The sequence below is a fragment of the Elusimicrobiota bacterium genome (assembly GCA_040757695.1).
GTDB lineage: Bacteria > Elusimicrobiota > UBA8919 > UBA8919 > UBA8919 > JBFLWK01.
In genome coordinates this window covers 1-1,630 of sequence record JBFLWK010000210.1, presented here as the reverse complement: position 1 = coordinate 1,630, position 1,630 = coordinate 1, and the positions used below count along the sequence as shown (strand labels likewise).

The following is a 1,630-nucleotide window of genomic DNA, read 5'->3' as shown; positions in this document are numbered from 1 at the left end:
ATATAAATAGGTGCAAACTTATAATTCATTGAAAAAACACTTTTCCCTATGTTCGGGATATTTGGAACAATATCATCAAAATACCTGAAGGATAATTTTCTGAAATTATCAAACCAATCGTGACCATATTTCTCACAAAAACATTTTTTGCTTTTATGCATAGATATTGAAAGTATAAATCTATTCATCAAATTTCTCCATTTTCTCTGGTTTATTTACTTTACCTGTATATACATAACCAGTCAACACTCGTGGATATATATCAGCCTTCTCACATTCAAATTTTAACAGTTGAAAACCACACTGAACCATTTCATATTTATACTGTCTATTAATATTACAGCCATAAGCAAATATGTTGTAGAACGGGTTGAACATATTTTGAATCATACTCGTCAATTTATCTTTAGCTTTTCCATGTTCTAAAAAAACAAATTGCCCACCAGGTTTCAATACACGGTAAATCTCTGCAAGAACCTTTCTTAAATTTTCTACGCTACAAAGTACAAATGTTGATACAACAGTATCAAACGAGTTATCATCAAACGGTAGAAAATCTGCACTTGCAAATATTAAATTTACATTGATATTCGAGCTGTCAATTTTTCTAATGTAGTTGTCTACTGCAGTTATCTGATCTACATGCTCGGGGTATAATGTAAGATTTGTTCCCTCACCAATACCAATTTCCAATATCTCTCCTTTAGCATCAGATAATATCTTTTTCCGAAGTTCTAAAATTGATTTCTTCCCAATATTTTTCTTCATCATCATTGGAAATATTTTATCTCGATACAAGTGCATTTTCACACTTCCCCTCAAATTCAACACAAATTTACTTGAAACCAAAATATAATAGTACGATTGCTCCTAACACAATTCTATACCATCCAAAGACTTTAAAATCATGATTTTTTATATATTTTAGTAAGATCTGAATTGCAATAATTGACACTAAAAATGCTGTTAGCATACCAGTCACTAAGAATATGAACTCAGTGGTTGAAAAGTTAAAACCAAACTTAACAATCTTCAATAAACTTGCACCAAACATAACTGGAATTGATAGAAAAAACGAAAATTCTGCAGCAATGCTTCTAGATGTACCTAAAATTATCCCCCCAAGAATTGTCGCACCTGATCTAGATGTTCCTGGGACAAGAGAAAGGACTTGAAAACACCCAATTAAGAATGCTGTCTTAAAACTTAAAGTATCAAAATCCTCTATTTTGCTAACTTTGTTCCTATTTCGATTTTCAATTACTATAAATAATACACCGTACAAAATTAATGTAATAGTTACCGTTTGATAATTGTACAAGTTATCATTTAGCCAATCTCCAAACACTACACCTATAACGCCTGCAGGGATAATGCCAATCAAAACTTTATACCATATATTAAATGTATTGATTTTCTCTTGTTCAGTTTTTGTTGAACTAAATGGATTTAGTTTATTAAAATAGAGAAGTGCAACAGCCAGTATAGCACCCAGTTGAATTACAACGAAAAACATCTCTTTGAACGCTTCAGACATATTTAACTGTATAAATTCTTCAACCAATATCATGTGACCCGTACTGCTAATTGGTAACCACTCTGTTATTCCTTCAACAATACCTAATAGGAT

Annotated in this window: 3 protein-coding genes; all 3 read right to left on the bottom strand. The window is 31.2% G+C overall.

All coding sequences use genetic code 11. The features are described 5' to 3' along the window. A partial coding sequence (locus tag AB1349_14195) for a hypothetical protein (protein MEW6558476.1) occupies positions 1-188 on the bottom strand: 188 nt, incomplete at its 3' end. Continuing rightward, a complete protein-coding gene (locus AB1349_14190; protein ID MEW6558475.1) occupies positions 181-804 on the bottom strand; it encodes a class I SAM-dependent methyltransferase in 624 nt (207 codons plus the stop codon). The genes AB1349_14195 and AB1349_14190, both read right to left, overlap by 8 nt. Before the next feature lie 31 nt (positions 805-835). Beyond that, a partial coding sequence (locus tag AB1349_14185; GenBank protein MEW6558474.1) for an undecaprenyl-diphosphate phosphatase occupies positions 836-1,630 on the bottom strand: 795 nt, incomplete at its 5' end.

What these genes read in the sequence shown, in the direction of transcription:
- AB1349_14190 (MEW6558475.1), bottom strand. Translation starts at nt 804, where the DNA reads ATGCACTTGTATCGAGATAAAATATTTCCAATGATGATGAAGAAAAAT.